Here is a 20,741-nt window from a genome sequence, read left to right as displayed (position 1 = left end):
AAGAATATGTCTCCTTGGGGTGTGGGATGCTTGCTTTCTAACTCCTGGAGATAACTTACCCACCTTTGTTCAGTTTCATATCACCGGGCGTAAAAATTTTTTTGAGTTTAGGTGGATCTCTCCAAAAGCACATACAGAAAAGTTTCTAGGTAGGTTAAAAGCTTAGTCATTGTCTCAAACGCCGTTGTTGAGGTCTCGCGTTCGAGGGTGGCTGGATGTACGGGTCTGATAGTCAGGAAGCGTTCTACCAAAGATTTGACCGATTGGGTATCCTGCCAAAGCGGCAACAGGCAAGCGGCTATACTACTCTCAATAAAGATTGGGGCCAAGGTGGGAGCATGAACATACCGACTGATTTCAAAGGATTTTTGGTGGGTGATGCACTCAAGCAAATCCGTTCTAGCTTTTGGGTTTCTAAGTTGAGGATGCAGACGAACTGAAGCACCCTGCCAGTCCGAGTCTGTCCATTCGGAAACCGGAAGAAATGAAATATCTTGTTCAGGAGGACCACACCAGAAGTCGAGCAGCCGATTCACTGGGTGCAACAACTCCAGTATATGCATCCGTTCTTCTACAGAGAGTTCGGGCAAGCTCATTCCCAGGAAGATCGGTAAATTCTCTGGTTCCTCAAACAATTCCATTAACTCCCACCGTCGCCAATCTACCATGCTAATAAATTCTAATTTGGCTGCTTTCAATGCGGCGAACATCTCAGGAATTGTGTAACCCTTATCTCCCTGAAATAAATAATTCATCATGTACCACTCTTCATTGTCTTCATGCTCCTGTTGCCAGGTTTTAGTTTTCAGAAGAACTCCATCTTTGAGTGCCTTCATGGTATCGCGTACTACAGAAATTTCCATCTCTCCTGGATTCTCATCCATCAATCCCATGATTTTAAAAATTTCCTGTGCCCGATACCAGAAATATCTCTGTAGGGAACTATGAAAGTTAGTTCTGATAATTCCTTCGGGCTTTAACACTGACTTCATCGCCTCCAGTCCGAGGACTGGATTAGGTAAAAGATACAAAACATCATCATTATTAATATAATCAAATGTCATGCCCAAGCTTGCCACTTCTTCTATCGGCAAAACATAAAAATCTGCTTCAAACCCGTAATATTCTAGGCGTTGACGTGCAAGCTTTACAGATTCTTCTGAAATATCGATTCCTATAATTTTAGCGCCGGGATTTGCTTCGGCAAGAGCTAATGATTTATATCCGCTACCACATCCAGCATCTAAAATAAACTTCCCTTCGCTATTTATGAATTTTTGATTTCTTAAATAAAAAGGGGTTGCCAAATTATGTTTAAATAAAAAATTGTAGTTGTCTTTAGGAGTGTCTTCTATGCTTCTTCTAGGATAAGGACCTTTTTCAAATTGTTGACGGATTTTTTCGAGGATTTCTAAGTTTTTATTATCCATTATTGATGTATATTATCTAAATAAGCAATGGAACGTGAATACTTGAACCGTTCGGCATGAAGGAGGTCAGAGTTGAGTCAATTAAAATGTGCAATAATTCATTTAGGCTGACTACTTATGTGGACCATGCAAAGGTATTGTTTTTCTGGTCAGGACGAGGCAGAGTAAGATAGAACTGCTCAACCCAATACAAGGACTCTTCCCTGAGCATTGCTCGCCCCGCTCCCTACTCATTCATTCCCTTCTCCGGTGCCGCCCATCCCTGGCGCATTTTCTCCTCCTGTTTCAGGAACAATTGGATTTGGCACTGCTGAACCATTATTGGGCCGATCGCCACCAGGTAGCAATAGGTCACCGGAAGTGGGGATCGTGGCTAGGGCAACCCGATCGCCTCCCACAGACCTCAGCAAATCCAGCACCTGCATCACGTCATTATAACTGGCCATCTTCGACGCCGAAAGCACAATCAATCCCTCGGGTCTGGCTCTTTTATAAGTCAACAATAACTGATACAGTTGCTCCCGGGTCACCGGCTGTTTATCCACATACGTTTGTCCCAGTTGGTCCACGCTGACAAACAGTTTCAACTCTTGCATCTGTACTGTCCCTGTCTCCGCTTGGGGCAAATCTACATTCACCGCTTGTTGGCGGGTCAGTTGCAATGCCGCTAGGAGGAAAAAGGTCAAAATACAAAAGATGACATCAATCAGGGGAATCAGCTCAATCCGAGCTTCTTCCGTTTGTGAATCATACCCGTTAATCTTCATCCGGCGATCGCCTCCCAGAAATTCAAAGGGGTGAGTGGCAAGCGGTAGGAACTCCCCCCGCTTCATTGAACTTAATTCGACGACTGATCCGAGGAATTCAAACCATCAATCTTGTTGGCTCTATCCTGGGGCTGATCCCCTATTTCTGGGTAGCCTTTACTATGATTCACAGACCCTTCGGGCTTAACCGTAAACCCACTGTCTGGCACCGTTCTAGTTGCCCAAGAGGCGGTAGTTTCGGGTGCACCACTGCGATTGTGGTGGATTTGGCTCCAATATTGGCGATACAGCAACTCCAATTCATTCCCGCATTTGCGGAAAATTTTGACCTGGTTAACGAGCAAACCTTGAAATAGACGATAGAAGGCTAAACTCGTAATCGCCACAATCAGACCAAATGCGGTACTGACAAGGGCTGCACCGATGCCGGTAGTCACTCCAGCGGTGGCTCCTGTGCCGATGTCTCCCAGGCGGATGGACCCGAGGGATTCGATTAACCCCAGAACCGTCCCGAGTAACCCGAGTAACGGTGCTAAGGCAATGACAGCTTCTAATACTTTATCACCCCGACGCATGGTGGTGATTTCTTCTTCTGCCCCGGCTTCTAATGCTAACCGAAAGACTTCGGGGTCAGCATTTTGTAAGCGCAAAGGGGCATGGAGAAAGCGCCCGATCGGGCGTTTGCTGGCTTGTCGGGCCACTTCCTGGGCGACTCGCCAATCATATCGCGCCGCTTCTAGGACGCGATTAGCGGTTTCTTTTTCTTTGCTGACGACGGTTGCCCAAAACCAACTGCGCTCTAAGATGGTGGCGACGGCTAGGATGGATAATATCAACAAGGGCCACAACGGCCACATGGATACGCCGCCTTTCTCAAAAATATCTTGGATAGTGTCTATATTCACGCTTTAGGGGTCCTGATATCAATTGCGATCGCCTGGGGTGGAAACTCCGAGCGATTTAGGATATGGCATCTCTATTGTAGAAATTTAAGATAGTTTACAACCAGTCTGGGAGGATTCGGTAGAATTCCAGAATAGGGTGGGCGCTACGGACGCCTCCGGGAGTTTTCAGCGAAACCTCTGGTCACCCATCTACCATACTAAAAAGATGCCTTCTTTGGGGTTTCAGTATCCCCGGTTCAATGTTCTCATTATGAAAATCAGCGAAACAATGCCTCGATGGTTGACTTTGGGATTCGCCTTCCCCTTAATTTTCCTCAACAGTTGGCTGTTGCTGGTGGCGTTTGATTATTTTGACAAGATCATCAGTATCCTGCTTGCAGCCTCGTTGCTGGCGTTTATTTTGGACTATCCGGTGAATCTCCTAGAGCGATATGGGGCCAAACATACCCCTGCGGTGATTCTGGTGTTTCTCTTGACCTTACTGACGTTGGTGGGGTTGGGGATCACCTTGGTCCCGATCGCCTTGGAACAATTGACGGAGTTAGCCAATCGTTTGCCGGTTTGGATTAAATCCGGTGCGGCGCAACTCCAGACCCTGCAAGAAATCGCGATCGCCCGAAATTGGCCAGTAGATTTGAGTGGATTGACGACTCAACTCACCGAACGCCTTTCGGGTCAGTTACAAAATCTCACGGGTCAAGTCCTGAGTTTTGCCGTGGATACGGTGGGTCGCGTCTTTGATGTGGTGGTGACGGTCATCTTAACGTTCTATATGCTCTGGCGCGGACGTAGCCTTTGGGAGGGCTTATTACAATGGTTGCCTCCCCGTCTGGCAAAAGAGATGCGGTTCTCTCTCGGCAAAAATTTCCATAATTATTTTGTGGGTCAAGTCACGGTAGCTTCTTTAATGGGAGTTTCAATGACTTTGGCGTTTTTGGTGTTGCGGGTCCCGTTTGGTCTGTTATTCGGTTTAGTGGTTGGCGTGTTGAGCCTGATTCCGTTTGGGGCCGGTTTAAGTATTAGTTTGGTGAGTATCTTAGTTGCGTTTAATAATTTTTGGCTGGGGGTGAAAGTTTTAATTGTGTCGGTGGCGATCGAGCAAAGTATCGAAAGTGGCGTGGCACCGCGATTGTTGGGAGGATTTACGGGTCTTAATCCAGTCTGGGTGTTAATTTCGCTGTTGATCGGTGCGAAGTTGGGAGGAGTCTTGGGGGTTCTGATTGCAGTGCCTCTAGCTAGTTTTATCAAAAGCACCGCAGACAGTTTGCGATCGGAGGTGGCAGACAGTCCGCAGCCGGTTGAAGTCTCCAGTGCTCACTGATTTTATAGAGTAGCCCGCGCAGGCGGGCTTTGTCCGTATAGCCCCACCCTTTAGGGTGCGGGTTTTTTCTGAAGGATAAAACAAGCGATCGCCTTCCTGAAGATTCAGGAGGGCGATCGCTTGTTTTATGGATGGGGTTGGGTGTTGGGGGCTTATTCTTCTGCGCCTTGAATTTTGAGTAAGGCGAAACCGAGGACTAAACCGACCATGACTAAGGCAAAGGCTAAAGAGGCTGTTGTGAAAATTTCACCAGACATCGTTTAAGTTCTCCTAATTTATGGGATGAGGACAAGTCCTAGCCAGACCGCTAAACCGATTGCGGTTTAAACCCGCACGGAGTATTGTAGAACACTTCGGACCTGCTTCTGCCTGGAACTGCGCGGTAGTTTTGGACAGGGCGATCGCTCCTCTCCCCCTTCCTTACCTAAGACCCCAGGGCCAGCCTTGACTCAACCGAACCAGAAACCGGGTTTCTGACCTTAATATGTTGCAAATAGCCAGAGATTTTGTCGAGAAACCCGGTTTCTAACTCTGCCGAAATTTTATTAACTTTGACTTTTCTTGACCTTCTGCAATCTTGTGGCGGAGATTTTCTACCGGAGGTTAGATCCATTTGTTCGCCCACGATTGTAGCATTAGCGGTGGAGGCATACGAAAATTTATGGAAATTCAAACACCCGATTGGGTAAAACACGCGGTTTTTTATCAAATCTTTCCCGATCGCTTCGCCCGAGGGACTCAGCCTCGTGAGCTACTCTTGAAGCACAGTCGTTGGGAAGATTGGCACGCTATTCCGACTCTGCAAGGATATAAAGGAGGAAATCTCTGGGGCGTTATAGACAAACTGGACTATTTACAAGAGTTGGGGATTAATGCTATTTATTTTACCCCCATCTTTCAATCGGCGAGTAACCACCGTTATCACACCCATGATTACTATCAGGTGGACCCGATGTTGGGGAAAACAGGGGCGTTTCGAGAACTGTTGTTAGAGGCGCATAACCGGAATATTAAAGTGGTGCTGGATGGGGTCTTTAATCATGCCAGTCGGGGCTTTTTCTTTTTTCACGATATTTTGGAAAATGGCCCTCATTCTCCCTGGGTCGATTGGTTTAAAATTCATGATTGGCCTGTGTCTCCCTACAATGGGGATTTTCCGGCTAATTATGAAGGGTGGGCGGATAATCGGGCTTTACCAGTGTTCAACCATGATAATCCCGAGGTGCGGGAATACATTATGGAGATTGCGGAATATTGGATTAAGTTTGGAATTGATGGGTGGCGGTTGGATGTGCCGTTTGAGGTGAAAACGGAAGGGTTTTGGCAGGAGTTTCGCGATCGCGTCAAAGCAATTAATCCCGATGCCTACATTGTCGGCGAAGTCTGGGGTGACTCCCGTCCCTGGTTGGATGGGACTCAGTTCGATGGGGTGATGAACTATCTGTTTACCGGACCCACCATTGCCTTTACTGCGGGCGATCGCGTTGATTTGAGTCAAGTCAAGGGCCGGGACTACCAAACCACCCCTCCGATGTTTGCCGGGGATTATGCGGAAAAAATCCAGGAGTTGTTGGAAATGTACCCCTGGGAAATCCAACTGACTCAGCTTAACCTTCTGGCTTCTCATGATACGGCACGTCTGCTGTCGATCGCCGGAGATGATAAACCTTCGGTCGAGTTGGCAACGCTCCTATTAATGACCTTCCCCGGTGCTCCGAGTATCTACTATGGGGATGAAGTCGGTTTACCGGGTCGTGTGGACCCCGACTCCCGTCGCGGTTTTCCCAACGAAGAAGATTGGGACCGGGAAGTGCTCGACTATCACCGCCAACTAATTACCCTGCGTCATGCTCATCCGGCTTTGCGGACCGGCACTTATAAGGTGTTATCCGCTCAGGGAACCCTCTATGTCTTCGCAAGGCAGTTACCGGAGGAAGAACTGATTGTCGCCGTTAATGTCGGCACGAATGCCTCTGAGCAGACGGTGGATGTCTCTGGGTTGAACGCTCATCCTGAGAAGTTGTTATATGGGAAAGCTCAGGTGTCTTGGCAGGATGACCAGCTGAGTTTAACGGTTCCCCCTCGCAGTGGGTGCATTTTGGGGTGACATCCTCCCTCGGTGAATCTAAAGATTACACCGAGGGCTTCCCAACCTCACGATTAGGCATTGCTCTTTCATGAGGGGGTTGGGTTGTTTGTGGTTATTCCACTCAACCTCCTCTTTCTCTAATCTGTCAATTCACATCCCTGGCAAGGTTTCACCTATTCATCACAGATTTTTGTCCCTGTACTGAGGATCGCCTCATACAAACTTGAAAAGATGACTGTTGAGGCGATCGCAAAGTTTAAAAATCAAGAAGAGATCGGGGCGTAACGAATCATTGAAGCGGACAAAGTTGTAATATTTTTGTTGAAAGCGAAAGTTGCTTTCAATCGCTCAATTCAACTCTTCAAGAAAGTAATTTAATAAGGAACTCTAAGTAATGGGTTTTTCACCTTTAGTTTTATGTCAATTGGATAAGAATGAGGCTAACCTTATTGTTTCTAGATGTATAGGAGAATTTAGTTGGATTATTGCTTTCTTCTATGGTGAACATATGGAAAATTCACCCGCTTCCATAAATAAAATAAAAAGCAGTATTCCTGATTTAGCTTCTATTTCTAAGGAAAAGATACTTTTTCTTGATTTTCTACCTTCTAATGAAGAATTCCGTGCTTATCTTTATTCAAAATGGAGAGAGCAGTGTCCTTCACAAATCTCTACTCAGTCAATCTCGTTGATGCAGCAATGTTTTGAACTTGGCTTAACTGATCAGAAACGTATAGTCCTAGAACAACTTTTTTACCAAAGTATTTTTCAAAATGCAGAAGAATTTTTACCATGCTTGCTAGTGATTAATACACGATACAAATATCTAGTAAAACGAAATTTCATGCGCAATGATTTAGATTCAAATTTGTTAGAAAGTGTTTTGACCGGGATATCAATGATTGAGTCTCAAAATGAAGAATTTTTTTGTAATAAATTGAAGGTTGCAGAATTTTTAAAGCCGAATGGTTTTACTAATAGGGATTCTATAGTTTCGTCATCGTTAGCCTGCAATTTAGATGTAGCCATAGCAAACTTCCTTGATAATGCTGAAGATTTGCTTTTGTCTGTAGACCCTAAAATTACAGGAAATCTTAGTAGATTTGAGGGATTGAAAACAACAAAAAAATTTGAAGAATCTTTCTCTATGCTTGAAGACCATATAAAAAAGTTGGCAGAAAAAGCAATTAGCAATTTAATAAGTGGAAGCTTTTCTGGAATAAAGTTAAAGAAAATTACACTGTCCAACCAAATATCATTTTATAGAATGAGAATTAATGAAAAGTATAGAATTCACTTTCAAGGAACACCGAATGAACCAATATTTATAAATATTGGTTCACACAAATTATATGAGTTTGGTTATGTAATTGATTGAATACTTAGTACGGGGACAAAAATTGTAGAGCCTTACGAAACTCGGAGCGGTGGAGGTAGAAATCGAGGCAGAAGCGGCGGATAAAATCCAAGCCAAGGCGAAACAACCTCTGCTCGCGCCGTCCATGAGACTTGCGCTTGAGAGGCTGCTGTTGGTGTAGCCAGAGACCGGCAGTCATCGCCCAAGTGAAAGCGATCGCGAGTAATGCCAGCAGCTTGCTCAACTTCTGCGAGTCTCGAAAATGGGTCGTTTCGAGGTTGAAGCCGCGAGTCTTGAGCGCACCGAAAAGCGTCTCAATGCCCCAGCGACGGGCATATAGCTAGTCTAAATCAGTTTGACAATGGATCTAAGACTTTCAGTCTTGGAGTGCGAGCATCTTGCTCGCTATCTTTCCATTCATAACTCTGATTATCCCACGCCTTTCCAGAATGGTAAAAGTCAATTGAGTGGGGTTAAATACCCCACTCAATTGACTTTGGGAGTCGTTTTTATAGAGTAGCCCGCGCAGGCGGGCTTTGTCCGTATAGCCCCACCCTTGAGGGTGTGGGTTTTTAGAAACTATCTTATACCGAAACCAAACTGGGAATCAGTACCTTGTCGATCGCATGAATCACCCCATTGTCCGTCAGGCAGTCGGCACTCAACACTTTAGCATCATTGATTTTGATTCCATCGGAGGTATCCACCCCCACCACTGAACCTTCCACGGTTTCTGCTGAAGCTAACTCCTCCAAATTATCCTTCCGCACATCTCCATTCAGAACGTGATAGGAGAGGATTTTCTGCAACTTCGGAATATCTTCCATCAAATTGGCAATGGTATTAGAAGGCAGGGCGGCAAAGGCTTGGTCCGTGGGTGCAAAAACGGTATAGGGTCCGGGACTCTTGAGCAAATCGAGGAGCTCTGCGGATTCCACTAAAGTCATCAGGGTTTTGAATTGCCCCAGTTCCTGGGCGGTTTCTATCAAGTTAGCCATGAGTGATTTCTCCCTAAAAATAGGATTTATGTTGATTTCTGTTTAGGAATAACATGAGAAATCAGCCTAAGCCCTCTTTCACAGGGAGGAAATTCAGGGTGAACTTATTGACTGACGGTAATTCCCCGATCGCGCAGTTGTTGGACAAAAAACTCTTCTAGGGAAGCACCCGTTAGGTCAATTGTAATCAGCTTACCCCCCATGAGTTGCAAACTAGCCAGAAAATCCTGGGGCGAACCTTTTAAATGCCCTTGCCAGCGATCGTCTTCTAACTCCAAGTCGGGTAACCACTGTTTGAGCACTTCTAAATTCCCTCCAGTACCTTTGACAAAATAAAGGTCAGAAGTCCCCAATAATTCCTTGAGGGAACCAGAGCAAATTAATTCCCCTTGGGCGAGGATGGCTACGCGATCGCAAATTTTTTCCACATCAGCCAGGATGTGACTATTAAAAAAAATCGTTTTCCCTTGTTCTTTCAGAGAAACAATAATTTCCCGCATCTGATAGCGTCCCAAAGGGTCTAATCCAGACATGGGTTCATCTAAAAACACCACATCGGGATTGTTAATCAGTGCCTGGGCCATGCCAATTCGCTGTAACATCCCTTTAGAATAGTTACGCAAGATTTTATTACGAGCGGCAGATTTGGCGATGCCAACCAGATCCAATAGATCGGGAATGCGCTGGCGCTGCTCTCGGGCGGGAATTTGGAATAAGTTGGCAGTAAAGGCCAAAAATTCCCAGCCGGTTAGATATTTATAAAAATAGGGGTTTTCAGGGAGATAACCGATCCGTTCTCGAACCGCGCGATCGCCCAAAGGCTGTCCCAGTAATAACCCACGACCCCCACTCGGACGCAAGATGCCCAATAAAATTTTGAAGATGGTCGTTTTTCCGGCTCCATTGGGGCCAAGCAACCCAAAGGTTTCTCCCTCATAGACGGTTAGGGTGCAGTTTTTCAGGGTTTCGACTTGTTTATTCATCCAAAACCCAGTGCGGTAAGCCTTTCGCAATTGAAAAGTCTCGATCGCAGGCACTCGCTCAGTGGTTATCGGTTCGGTAGGCCAATCTACGACAGAATCCATGTCCGTTTCCCAATTTCGTGCAATCTAATCTAGTTCTATCTTGTCCCGAATTTACCCAAGTTGGCCTCATTTTACATCCTTTCAGAGGCCAGATTCTCTGGATTGCGCCGGATGTTAGGACGGATTGGGGCCTGATTTAGGGGGGTTTGGGGGGTTTTTCCTTTGACTTGGGGGATAACGACTGAAGTCGTTACTACGAACTGAGGATGGGGGCTTGATTTAGGGGGGTTTGGGGGGTTTTCCTTCGATTTGGGGATAATACCAAATCCGGTTGTTAAAAGTCGGTTTTCTGAATGACGCCGCGCAGGCACCGCTTCGTCCTGTGAGCTTCCAGGCTTTCCTAGCGGAACGCTCATAGAACAGCCTGCGGGTTTTTACAGACCTTTGACAACCGGATTCCGTATAACGACTGAAGTCGTTACTACAAACTATTGCTTTGATGCTTTTGGTGCTCCTGCTGCGACTCGAAATAGAATGGTTTTAGGGAGCAAGAGGAAAAATCCAATGGATCGGTCTAAAGTTATAGCTATCATTACGGGTGCGATTTCCATTTTGCTGGCGATCGCCTACCTCGTTGTTGTTCAGTTACTCGATTTTCGCGGAGAAATGTTACCGGCTCCCATTGATACGGGAACCCTCATTCCGTCTACCCTGGTAACTGTTGCTACTGTTATCACCCGTCTATGCTGATCAAAAATGTAGGAATAATCACGGTTCTGTTCGTCCCCTGGGGGTTGGCTTTACCTGTTGCTGCTGCTAACCCAGCACACCTACAGCAACTCCTGGATACTAATCGTTGTCAGGGATGCGATTTGCGGGATGCTCAATTAGAAGGGGTTAGCTTACGCGGTGCAGATTTGTCGGAAGCCAATTTACAGGGGGCCAATCTGCGAAATGCGGATTTGCGGTATGCCAATTTTCGCAGTGCGAATTTATCTGAGGCGATTCTGATTGCGGCAGACTTAGAAGCGGCTAATTTTAGTCAGGCGAATTTACAGGAAGTTGATATCCGAGGAGCCAATCTCAAGGATGCGGTGGTGACAGGGGCAAATACTTGCGGTTGGCAGCGTCAAGATGCTCGGTTACAAGGGGTCAATTTACAAGAGGCGGGGTGCATTCGTCCTACCCCGACACCGAATCCGTCACCGAATCCGACACCGAATCCGGCACCGAATCCGGTACCCAATCCGTCACCAGAGACAGGGGGACTGGATCAGAGGCAAGCAGCGGCATTGCTGCGGGACTGGTTAACGGCGAAAGCTAATATTTTTGCCCCTCCATTTGATCGGGAATTGTTGGGAAATTTAACGACGGGAATTTTATATGCAGATTCTCTCAATTCCGTGAGTTGGTTAGAAAATAATAATGCCTTCTATCAATATGGGGTGCAGCGAGTAGAATCTATTGAGCGGTTTGTTACGCAAGGCAGTCGGGTGACGTTAGAAGCCAGGGTGACGGAAGATTATACGTTATATGAAAATGGACGAATCAATCGCGATCGCGCTAGTTTTGGCACGAGTTTAATCCGGTACAATTTACAACGGGTCAATGGTCAGTGGAAAATTGCCGATTATCAGGTGATTAATTAAGGGCGATCGCACAGGAGAGGAAAATACAGGAAATTGCTCCCATCGGGGTGTTTGAACTGGATAGGGTTTACGAAGGGAGAGAGCTAGTTAATGACAGGGCAAGAAGCGCAAGAAAATTTTAATTCTCCCCCTAACTCGGGAGAGCAGAACGAAGAAGAGGGTTTGATTGTCATCGAGATGAATAATCCGAAAGCCTGGTACGATCGCGCTGGGTCTCTTTATCGGTTAGGACGCTATGAAGAGGCGCTAGAGAGCTATGAGAAGGCGATCGCCATTGATGCGGACTATGCGGATGCCTGGAATAATCGCGGGATGACCCTGAAGTGTTTGGGACGTCATGAAGAGGCGGTGACGAGTTATGAGAAGGCGATCGCCCTGAAGGCGGATTATTACCAAGGGTGGAACAACCTCGGGAATGCTTTGGTGGAGTTAGGACGCTATGAGGAAGCAGTGGCGAGTTACCAACGGGCGATCTCGATTTCTCCAGACTATTGTCAAGGGTGGCATAACCAAGGAGAAGCGTTAGCAACGTTAGAACGCTATGAAGAGGCAGTCGCCTGTTACGATCGCGTCTTAGCCCTCAAACCCACCTGGCGCGAAACGAAACGGTTGCGACGAACGGCGATGGCAAAGTTACAAGAGATGCCCTCCCGTCCAAAACCGGCAACCCCTGAACCTGTGCAAACTCCTGTTGCTCAGAAAGAGAAAGAGGAAAAAATTGTCCCGGAATCAGCGCCGAGTCAGCCGGTGGTTCCCCTGGACAATCCCAAACTCGTCGCCTGCGATCGCATGGTGGAACGGTATCCCGATGATCCAGAAGCTTGGCTGGATCGCGGCAGTGCTTTAGCAGAATTAGGATGCTATGAGGAAGCGGTTACCAGCTACGATCGGACAATTTCCCTGGATCCGAACAATTGGCAGGGGTGGAAATCTCGGGGAGTCTCGCTGAAACAGTTAGGGCGACAGGAAGAAGCCCTCAAAAGTTATGAGCGGGCGTTAGAATTGCAACCCGCGCCCCCTACAATCACCCCTGAACCTGCTGATACCGCTGTGGAGGTTTTGACTGAGACTACTACGGAGACTCCGGTGGAGGCTCCCTCCCCGGAGATAGTCCCGATCCCCACCCCAGTGCGGCGATCGTCGAGTCCTGTGGGGCGTGTGATCCGTTGGATGCGGCGATGGATTGTCCGCCTATGGCGACGGTGGATCGGATAATTTAGACCTGGAGTGCTTGTTGCACTGGAGATTTAGAACCAATTCACGAGCAGCAGGGTTTAGGTTGCCAATATCGGGGAATAGCGATCGCAGAATCCCTGGCTCGTCAGTTGGCTGGTTTCTCCAACAATCAGCGCTTTGGTCTGGACGGGACAGTGCTTGGTGCCTCGATGCTTACAAGTTTCACAGCTTTGCATATCTGAAAAAAATAGAAGAACGTCTTTGCTCTCTCAAGTTAACAAAGATTTACCAAATTTCCGAAGTTACTTACGCTACCATCTCCTAAATCGTTACATATTGTAATCTTTTAATCACAGGGCGATCGTCAACCCTCTATCCCGCAGCAAATTCGTTTTTCAGGCCCCAATTTATCCCCCTCACAATAGAGAGGTGTAACGATTTAGTTACACCCCAGTGACACAACAAATGCCTCCTTACTCATCCCATCCGTAGGAGATTCTCCCCTTTTCTGCCTTAAAGAGGCGAGTCATGGTCCTCGCGTAGCGGGATTCCCTCCATTCCTCCCTGGGAGTCTCAAGTCTCCAAGTTATCAGAAATTTTAAAAGATTGAATCCATGAAACATAGGGCTTTTTGGACTAACTGAAGTTGCCTCACTCCGGACTACAAAACTTTTAAAAAATACCTCTAGACCTCCCTAATCCAGGTTTTCATACCCTCCCTAGCGACTCTGCCCAGCCTATCGCCTCTACATTTCTTTGAGTTACCTCTTTAGGTAGAGGGACTGTTTAGATTCATCAGACTATCCTACCTATATAGAGTGGGGCAATGCCAAGAATGCTCGGGCCGGGATCAACATTTCCTTGAGTTACCTCTTCAGATAGAGGGACCGTCCTAGATATAGTGGAGCAATGTTAAAAATGCTCTAGCCAGGGATTAACTGAAAATCTCAGGAGTCTGATGGTAAAGTTTAGCCAAATCACATAGATTTTCAGACTACTTAATTTGATTTCTTTCCCAAGGGCTTGCTCCCTTAAATTCCATCCCCTAAATTAGCCCTTTATCAAATTATTAAATAAAGGCTACAACAGACAATTTACTACTTACAAAAACAATCAATCCTCTATGCAAGCTCTTGAGAGTCCTCTAACTTTTTCTAAATCTTCACTCCCTAAATATTCAGTTAACCCTCCCTTCCATTATCCTCAGAAACAGCCTAATATTTACGGTCATGAGACTTTACCTCACTCAGATATTGCGGAGTTATTTTTCTCGGTTTGGCAAAATCATGAAATAACTGAGGCAAATCGTAAAAGGTTGAAATTTGCTTTGTCAAGTTATCAGGAACTTAACGAATCTGACCATAGACTCATCGATCGCCTATTACACGCAGTCAAACGCGGATGGATTACAATGAAAGACTAAATTTACCTGGAAATCAATAAAACTGGCTGATTTTTATAACCCTACAGGGTCAGGCTTATCCAGGAAGATCCGGAGATAAGTGGCGTTTAATTGTTAAATTCTTAGGGTTGATTTAAAAATTTAAGATAAATCAATTTAATTATTAATGCCTTCAGACTACTGAGGGCATTAATTTTTTTAGTTCAATTCGTGCGAATTCCCGGGAGAGAAGGTGTTTCAGACTCCTCCATTCTATCTGCGACCCATAACCGATCGCTCTGAAACACCTGACTGAAACTCCGGAAACCCGCTAGAGTTTTAACCGGAACAATAAAATCTGATTCACTTGATCCGGATTAAAATTATCGTCACTGATCATAATTAAACTTTGACTCCCATCGGAGAAGCGGGGTCCAAGGGTCATCCCTTCCAGATTATCTAACTCAATTCCTAAATCTTGTAAGTTTAAAAGCAATCGCTTCTTAATCGGTTCAACCTTCTTCAGTTCCCCTTTTAAACTGGCAATTCGGGAGGTGTCAGTCGCGCTGCCGGTTTGGATTTCAAAAAGTTTTGCACCGAAACCGAGAAACCCAAAATTGCGCTCTAAACTGAGCAAATGCCCTCCCTGTTCTAACGCTAATAATTCGGGTAACCCGTTGTAGAGACTCCAGCGAACACTATCATCAAGGGGGTAAAGATTTTCAGAAATTAGGATCGGAGGTCCATCGGAGATTAGATAATGAAGTAAGCGGTTTTTGGGGGGGAGTTCGGCATCGAGTTCATCTAAATCTTGAACCAGAGGTGCTTCCGTGGCGGTGAACAGGCGATAGGGATCGACAGTAGCATCTCCAAATCCTCTGGGATTGAGGGTGAGGGACTCCAACCCTAAATTATCTTGGACCCCTTGGCTTTGGTCCTCGGCATTATCGGGGATGTAGCGTTTGGGAAGGGTGATATCCCGGACAAACTGCCCGGTTTCTAGGTCAATTTCGTGGATAAAGGGTGCCAACCCTTTGCGCGCAATCCCTTCGCTGGCAATATAAACGCTGTTGGGGGAGGCAAAGGCGATGCCTTCTGCATCAATTTTACCGATCGCAACCGTGTTGCCATCTTCCCCTTTGAGAAAGGTGACGGATTCAATGTCAACACTGGCGATTTTAGGGGAATCGGAACTGTTAGAATCCAAATTCAGTTTAAGGGTATAGAAGCGGGCGGGAGCATAATATCCGCGATCGTCGCAGATGGCATAGAAGCGATCGCGTTGGCGATCGTAGGTGATGCCGGATAATCCACCAACGGGCGTATCCTGAAAGGGCCGTTTCGGCAGTTCATACTCGTCTAAAAATTCTACGGACAAGTCGAGAAATATGCGCTCTTGTGCATTAACTTGAGGCAAGGCACAGGCGGTTAATACCGTCGATAGCACCACTGCTAATGCCATCACCCAGGGGAAAATTTGAAATTTGCGCCAGTTCACGATCGCCTCCAACCCTTGAAAATCTAAACAGTTCAATTTTCAATGTAACAAATTGACGGCTCTATTGGGAGGGTGCATCTCTCTTGCCTATCTCTTTCATCAGTCCCGAACCCCGGTTATGTAGAGCAATTAAATTGAACCGTTAACCCGTTGAGTGAATTCAAAAATAAACGAGATGAAAATTGTAACCGGAGTAAAACCTGGAGGAAATCCTGACCCAATCGCCCCATTTCGACTACACCGAAACCGGGCTTATTTTGGGTTGTTTTTTTGGATTTTAAGCTTGACTTTTTCCGGGTTTAATGCTTTAACTGCTCTCGGACAACCGGAAAATTCTGCACCGCCACTGCTCCCTCCAAACCCCTTGGAAGTGCTGATCCCTGACCCATTAGTGCCGAATCCCCCGAAGAAAAATCAATCCTTAACCCCGGAACAACTGCGGGAATTAGAATTGGCTTTAAATCGCTTAGATGCAGAAGCCTCCGCCGAGTTGGCGGCAGGAAATAACCCAGAAGCATTTACAATTTGGTATCGAGAATTGCGGTTATGGCGTTATTTTGGACCCTTGCCGGAGGTGCGCGCTTTAACTCGGGTGGGGGCGACTGCCTGGGAACAATCAGAAATTACCGCCCTGCAAGCAATTGATGCAAGACTCAAAGTCATTCATCAAGAGTATTGTCTCACGCCTCAAGGGTGTGAATTGCCCCTGTTACAAGCTTTAGCGACGGGATTTGAAACCGTGCGATCGCGAGATTTAGCCCTAACAGTTTATCAGCAATTGCTCACCGATGCACGCGATCGCAACGATGCCTCCGCAGAAGAATCCATCCTCACCACGATGGGTCGCCTCTATCTGGAAAAACTCGATTATGTCAATGCCTCAACCCCCTATCAAGGATTACTCTCCTTTGCAGTTCAACGAGGCGATCGCGTCCAAGAATTGTCCTACCTCGAACAACTCGCTTTTATCTACACCCAAGCGAATGATTCCCAAGGCGCAGTCGCCACAAGGCAACGACTGGTCACCCTTTATAGTAACCCCCAAGATATTGGCAAAATCCCTCAACTCAAGCTGGCGATCGCCACGGATTATGAACGTCTCGGACAACTGCAAACCGCCATCGCCACCTACGAACAAGCCTATACCTTTGCCTGGACTCAACAACAATTTTACATCGCCAGTGATGCCCTAGAACGCCTCGCCCGCCTCTATACCACCCTAGAACAATTCGATGCCGCCTTAGAAGTTTATGAAGCTTTATTAATCGTCGAGCGTCGCGCCTACAACTTATATGGGATAATGCATACTTACGATCGCATCGGTCAAATTCATCAGCGACAAAATGCCTATCCCCAAGCCATCCAAGCCTTTCAAAACGGTTTAGAGGTAGCCCGACAACTCAACTATCATGAGGCATATTTCACTGAACAAATTGATCGACTCGTTCGCCGATCGCGTCCATTATTCTAATCCATGTTCCAAGACCACCGTCAAGCCCCTCTATTAGAAACCCTCGCCCGTTGTGCCCGAACACCGGACACGCCCTTCTATGCACCGGGGCATAAACGAGGCCGAGGAATTCCTCAATCTCTGAGCAATCTGTTAGGAAAATCGGTATTTTTAGCCGACTTACCCGAACTCCCGGACCTGGATAATTTATTTGCACCAACTGGGGCGATCGCAGCGGCACAAGAACTGGCAGCCGATGCTTTTGGTGCATCCAAAACCTGGTTTTTAATCAATGGTTCCACCGCCGGAATTATTGCAGCAATTCTGGCAACAGTTCGCCCAGGGGAGAAAATTATTCTGCCTAGAAATGTCCATCAATCTGTAATTTCTGGCTTAATTTTATCCGGGGCATTGCCGGTTTTTATCCCCCCGGAATTTGATCCAATCTGGGGTTTAGCCCTGAGTATCACCCCAGCATCCGTTGCCGAAGCATTAGCGGCCCATCCCGATGCCAAAGCGGTGATGATGGTGTATCCCACCTATCAGGGGGTCTGCGGGGATATTCAGGCGATCGCCCAGGTGACTCACCAATTTGGCATTCCCCTGTTGGTGGATGAAGCGCATGGGCCTCATTTTGCATTCCATCCCGATTTACCGACTCCGGCCCTGGTTGCCGGGGCGGACCTATCCGTGCAATCGATTCACAAAGTCTTGGGGGCGATGACTCAGGCATCGATGCTGCATATTCAAGGCGACTGCATTGATGTCAATCGCTTGAGTCAAAGTTTGCAGTTGATGCAATCCACCAGTCCGAGTTATTTACTCCTGGCGTCCTTAGATGCGGCAAGGCAACAAATGGCGTTACAGGGTCAAGATTTGATGACTCAAACCCTGGCCCTAAGTAGTCGCGCCCGGGAGGAGATTGCCCAAATCCCTGGGTTAGGGGTGTTAACGCCGCCTGAAGGGAGAAGTCCGGGATTTGTGGCAGGCGATCGCACCCGTCTGACAGTGGGGGTTTGGGAGTGGGGAGTGAGTGGGTATGACGTGGATGAAATGTTGCAGGAACGGTTTGGGGTCACCTGTGAGTTACCGTCTCCGGACCATTTAACTTTTATTATCAGCTTGGGAAACACCCAGGCCGATATTGACCAACTGGTGCAAGGGTTCTCGACCCTCGCCCAGGATTATGGGGACAACCGGCGACTGGGTTACCGGCACCTGATGCCACCTTCTCCGGCCCTTTCCTGCTGTCCGAGGGATGCGTTTTTCGCCGAAGTAGAAGCAATCCCGGTGACTGAGGCGATCGGGAGGGTCAGTGCTGAGTTAGTATGTCCATATCCCCCGGGAATCCCAATTTTGATGCCCTCAGAGGCGATTACCTTAGAGGCAATCGCCTATTTGCAACAAGTGCTTGCCCAGGGAGGTATCCTCACCGGATGTAGCGATCGGACTCTAACTACCCTCAAAGTGGTTAGAACTAGATAACCGGGCTAGAAATAATCCAGAAATCGGTTAAAAATAGGACGATTGAATCTCTCATTTAATCCTCTAATTTATAAATTTAGCCGGTTCACCGAAGAAGTAGGGTGGGCAATGCCCACCTTAGTTAAGGTGGGCATTGCCCACCCTACAATTGCTTCAAATTATTGGAGTTTTCCATTTTTCCAGTTAAGGTGGGCATTGCCCACCCTACAATTGCTTCAAATTATTGGAGTTTTCCATTTTTCCAGATTTGTGAATTTCTTAATCCCGGGACAACCCTTTCTAAAATTATTAAACTTTGGTCTGTCAAATAACATAATAACTGCTTAAAACTACTGATAAAATTCACATAAATATTATTATGAATTCTAAAATTTGGCCTTATATTACCCCGGGTATTGCGGATGATTTATTCGAGCGGTTGCCGGGAATTCCGATGAGCAAACGGGAAACGAGATTGCTGTTACTCTCCCACCTGCGTCTGCAATCCGAATCGGTTTTATGGGATATTGGGGCGGGCACCGGAACCATTCCTGTAGAAGCGGGATTACTCTGTCCGAAGGGTCGGATTTTAGCCGTAGAACGGGATGAGGAAGTGGCCGCCTTAATTCGGGCCAACTGCGATCGCTTCGGGGTTCAAAATGTAGAAGTCATCGAAGGCAGTGCGCCGGAATGTCTGTCCCAGTTACCCCATGCCCCGAATCGCGTCTGTATTGAAGGAGGCCGTCCGATTAAAACTATCTTAGAAAAAGTCTGGTCCTACTTACTCCCAGAAGGGCGAGTCGTTGCCACTGCCGCGAGTTTAGAAAATCTCTATGCCATTTCCGAAAGCTTTGCTGAGTTACAAGTGCGGAATGTCGAGGTGGTACAGTCCTCCTTCAACCGCTTAGAAGGAAGGGGAACTCATCAAAGTTTTGTGGCGGTTGACCCCATTTTTATCCTGAGTGGAGAAAAGCTGGATTGAAATTCCGCCCGGTTTACCGGACTCGGTGGAATTAGACCGCTTGCAGAATGACAAATAAATGCCCAGATTTCCCCTAAAATAGGGGTACAGTTTTGTGGGGGCGGCAATATCAAGAAATGTTGACAAGAGCGAAAATTCCCCGAATCATGCCAGAATTCTATTTTGCTAATAGCTAGATTAACTATAAAATTGTTCTATGCCTTTGTCTCGAATTCTCAGTACCATTGTTGCTCTCATCCTAGCGCTAGGTACGACCTTCCTAGGAGGTTGGTACTTTACGGTCGGTTTCTCCATTCTGGTCTGTATTGCTCATCGGGAATATTTGGAACTGGTCCGGGCGAAAGGGATTTGCCCCGCAGCCAAAACGAGTTTATTTCTAAGTCTGGCGTTGGTTGTGCTTTCGACCTTAGATTCCCAGTTGACCGATGCCCTCTTGCCGATCGCCGGAACCTGTATTTGTTTCTATCTGCTATTTAAGCCAAAAATGGCCACGATCGCCGATTTAGCTGCCTCCATTCTCGGCCTATTTTATATCGGTTATTTACCCAGTTTTTGGCTGCGCTTACGCACGTTAGGGTCTGAGTTGGCCAGTAATCTGCCCTTGGGCGGCTATTGGCCCCAAACCTGGCCTAATTTGTCAGACCTACCCACGGGGTTGAGTGTAACCTTGCTTTCGTTTATTTGTATTTCTATGGCAGATTCTGCCGCTTATGTCGGTGGCAAGTGGTTGGGACGGACTCATTTTTCCGATATCAGTCCGAAAAAAACCGTGGAAGGGGCGGTATTTGGGGTCCTCGGAAGTGTCATTTTGGCAACCCTCGGGGCGAAGTTTCTCAATTGGCCGTTCTGGGTAGGGACTGGGGTGGCATTTGGGTTACTCCTCGGGATTGCCAGCTTGATGGGAGATTTAATCGAATCCCTGATGAAGCGCGATGCAGGAGTGAAGGATTCCGGTAAGCTGATTCCGGGTCACGGGGGCATCCTAGACCGGGTGGATAGTTATATTTTTACGGCTCCTTTTGTTTATTATTTTATTACCCTGCTGTTGCCTTTGTTATCGCAATGGGTCGGGTCTTAATTGCAGTAGGTCCTCCTGATGCCAGAACCGCTTAGGGAACTCCAAAAAATAAAACCTTCAAAAAACCCGCAGGCTCAAGCCTGGAGCTACACGGACAAAGCGGTGCCTGCGCGGGCTAAAAGAGCCTTGTTAGGTGCGATCGCATCAAAGCAAGGATGATTTATTTGTTGG

Annotated in this window: 18 protein-coding genes and 1 pseudogene; 10 read left to right on the top strand and 9 right to left on the bottom strand. The window is 46.9% G+C overall.

The window, feature by feature from the left end:
• Window positions 1-107: 107 nt before the first annotated feature.
• The 3 genes from NG833_RS18360 to NG833_RS18350 form a co-directional block, all read right to left on the bottom strand.
• Window positions 108-1,430 (bottom strand): bifunctional 2-polyprenyl-6-hydroxyphenol methylase/3-demethylubiquinol 3-O-methyltransferase UbiG, encoded by a 1,323-nt coding sequence (locus NG833_RS18360; protein WP_254566719.1) that lies wholly within the window; start codon window positions 1,428-1,430, stop codon window positions 108-110.
• A gap of 230 nt (window positions 1,431-1,660) precedes the next feature.
• A complete protein-coding gene (locus tag NG833_RS18355; RefSeq protein WP_375293928.1) occupies window positions 1,661-2,263 on the bottom strand; it encodes an ExbD/TolR family protein in 603 nt (200 codons plus the stop codon).
• A 5-nt stretch (window positions 2,264-2,268) separates the two neighbouring features.
• Entirely contained in the window at window positions 2,269-3,054 is a 786-nt protein-coding gene (locus NG833_RS18350; RefSeq protein WP_254566729.1) for a MotA/TolQ/ExbB proton channel family protein, read from the bottom strand.
• Window positions 3,055-3,352: 298 nt separating this feature from the next.
• Between NG833_RS18350 and NG833_RS18345 the strand changes: the two genes are divergently transcribed.
• Window positions 3,353-4,423 (top strand): AI-2E family transporter, encoded by a 1,071-nt coding sequence (locus NG833_RS18345; RefSeq protein WP_254566718.1) that lies wholly within the window; start codon window positions 3,353-3,355, stop codon window positions 4,421-4,423.
• A gap of 152 nt (window positions 4,424-4,575) precedes the next feature.
• On the opposite strand, the gene NG833_RS18340 is transcribed toward NG833_RS18345, so the two are convergent.
• Window positions 4,576-4,680 (bottom strand): PetM family cytochrome b6-f complex subunit 7, encoded by a 105-nt coding sequence (locus tag NG833_RS18340; protein ID WP_254566717.1) that lies wholly within the window; start codon window positions 4,678-4,680, stop codon window positions 4,576-4,578.
• 404 nt (window positions 4,681-5,084) lie between these two features.
• On the opposite strand from NG833_RS18340, the gene NG833_RS18335 reads away from it, so the two are divergent.
• Window positions 5,085-6,530, top strand: a complete 1,446-nt coding sequence (locus tag NG833_RS18335; RefSeq protein ID WP_254566716.1) for a glycoside hydrolase family 13 protein — start codon at window positions 5,085-5,087, stop codon at window positions 6,528-6,530.
• Between the two features lie 376 nt (window positions 6,531-6,906).
• Window positions 6,907-7,890 (top strand): hypothetical protein, encoded by a 984-nt coding sequence (locus NG833_RS18330; protein ID WP_254566715.1) that lies wholly within the window; start codon window positions 6,907-6,909, stop codon window positions 7,888-7,890.
• Between the two features lie 4 nt (window positions 7,891-7,894).
• On the opposite strand, the pseudogene NG833_RS18325 reads toward NG833_RS18330, so the two are convergent.
• From NG833_RS18325 to NG833_RS18315, 3 genes and pseudogenes are all read right to left on the bottom strand, one after another.
• Window positions 7,895-8,206 (bottom strand): annotated as a pseudogene (locus tag NG833_RS18325) (transposase); the annotation flags it as partial.
• A gap of 247 nt (window positions 8,207-8,453) precedes the next feature.
• Complete coding sequence (locus NG833_RS18320; protein WP_254566714.1) at window positions 8,454-8,867, bottom strand: fasciclin domain-containing protein; 414 nt, start codon at window positions 8,865-8,867, stop codon at window positions 8,454-8,456.
• A gap of 104 nt (window positions 8,868-8,971) precedes the next feature.
• Entirely contained in the window at window positions 8,972-9,952 is a 981-nt protein-coding gene (locus NG833_RS18315) for an ABC transporter ATP-binding protein (RefSeq protein ID WP_254566713.1), read from the bottom strand.
• Between the two features lie 504 nt (window positions 9,953-10,456).
• Between NG833_RS18315 and NG833_RS18310 the strand changes: the two genes are divergently transcribed.
• From NG833_RS18310 to NG833_RS18300, 3 genes are all read left to right on the top strand, one after another.
• Entirely contained in the window at window positions 10,457-10,642 is a 186-nt protein-coding gene (locus tag NG833_RS18310) for a hypothetical protein (RefSeq protein WP_254566712.1), read from the top strand.
• Window positions 10,636-11,541, top strand: coding sequence for an IMS domain-containing protein (locus NG833_RS18305; RefSeq protein ID WP_254566711.1), 906 nt, complete (start codon window positions 10,636-10,638; stop codon window positions 11,539-11,541). Before NG833_RS18310 ends, NG833_RS18305 begins: the two co-directional genes overlap by 7 nt.
• A 90-nt stretch (window positions 11,542-11,631) precedes the next feature.
• Complete coding sequence (locus NG833_RS18300; protein WP_254566710.1) at window positions 11,632-12,756, top strand: tetratricopeptide repeat protein; 1,125 nt, start codon at window positions 11,632-11,634, stop codon at window positions 12,754-12,756.
• Window positions 12,757-12,815: 59 nt separating this feature from the next.
• Here NG833_RS18300 and NG833_RS18295 read toward each other — a convergent pair whose 3' ends face one another.
• Both NG833_RS18295 and NG833_RS18290 read right to left on the bottom strand, forming a co-directional pair.
• Complete coding sequence (locus tag NG833_RS18295) at window positions 12,816-12,953, bottom strand: hypothetical protein (RefSeq protein ID WP_254566709.1); 138 nt, start codon at window positions 12,951-12,953, stop codon at window positions 12,816-12,818.
• 1,476 nt (window positions 12,954-14,429) lie between these two features.
• Entirely contained in the window at window positions 14,430-15,632 is a 1,203-nt protein-coding gene (locus NG833_RS18290) for an esterase-like activity of phytase family protein (RefSeq protein ID WP_256556052.1), read from the bottom strand.
• 139 nt (window positions 15,633-15,771) lie between these two features.
• Here NG833_RS18290 and NG833_RS18285 point away from each other — a divergent pair, with 139 nt between their 5' ends.
• The 4 genes from NG833_RS18285 to NG833_RS18270 all read left to right on the top strand — a co-directional run bounded on the left by NG833_RS18285 (window position 15,772) and on the right by NG833_RS18270 (window position 20,570).
• Window positions 15,772-17,067, top strand: coding sequence for a lipopolysaccharide assembly protein LapB (locus tag NG833_RS18285; protein ID WP_254566708.1), 1,296 nt, complete (start codon window positions 15,772-15,774; stop codon window positions 17,065-17,067).
• A 3-nt stretch (window positions 17,068-17,070) separates the two neighbouring features.
• Window positions 17,071-18,531 (top strand): aminotransferase class I/II-fold pyridoxal phosphate-dependent enzyme, encoded by a 1,461-nt coding sequence (locus NG833_RS18280; RefSeq protein ID WP_254566707.1) that lies wholly within the window; start codon window positions 17,071-17,073, stop codon window positions 18,529-18,531.
• 358 nt (window positions 18,532-18,889) lie between these two features.
• Window positions 18,890-19,492 (top strand): precorrin-6Y C5,15-methyltransferase subunit CbiT, encoded by a 603-nt coding sequence (gene cbiT / locus NG833_RS18275; protein ID WP_254566706.1) that lies wholly within the window; start codon window positions 18,890-18,892, stop codon window positions 19,490-19,492.
• Between the two features lie 196 nt (window positions 19,493-19,688).
• Window positions 19,689-20,570, top strand: a complete 882-nt coding sequence (locus NG833_RS18270; RefSeq protein WP_254566705.1) for a phosphatidate cytidylyltransferase — start codon at window positions 19,689-19,691, stop codon at window positions 20,568-20,570.
• Window positions 20,571-20,741: the final 171 nt, after the last annotated feature.

Origin of the sequence: Oscillatoria sp. HE19RPO, assembly GCF_024220515.1 — a bacterium.
In the GTDB taxonomy this organism is placed as follows: domain Bacteria; phylum Cyanobacteriota; class Cyanobacteriia; order Cyanobacteriales; family Laspinemataceae; genus Laspinema.
The sequence above is the reverse complement of the archived record's forward strand: the minus strand, read 5'-3'. Positions and strand labels throughout refer to the sequence as shown.